General features: G+C 65.1%; 1 pseudogene. It reads left to right on the forward strand.

Going from position 1 to position 289, the window contains the following annotated elements:
- A pseudogene (locus G3I40_RS09955) lies at positions 1–289 on the forward strand (hypothetical protein); the annotation flags it as partial.

The raw sequence follows: 289 nt of genomic DNA on the forward strand, positions 1-289 counted from the left end.
CAGTTCGTGATCTTCTCCTGGGACGGCGCGGGCGAGGTCGGCAACGGCCTCTTCCCCCGCTTCCTGGAACTGGCCCGCGAACACAACGCCCACATGACCTTCTTCCTCTCGGGCCTCTACCTCCTGCCCGAGTCGAAGAAGCGCCTGTACCGCCCGCCGAACAACCCCGTAGGCGCCTCCGACATCGGCTACCTCACCGACAGCCACGTCAAGGAGACGCTGAAGTACGTCCATCAGGCCTGGCTCGACGGCCACGAGATCGGCACGCACTTCAACGGGCACTTCTGCG

Origin of the sequence: Streptomyces sp. SID14478 (genome assembly GCF_010548525.1) — a bacterium.
GTDB lineage: Bacteria > Actinomycetota > Actinomycetes > Streptomycetales > Streptomycetaceae > Streptomyces.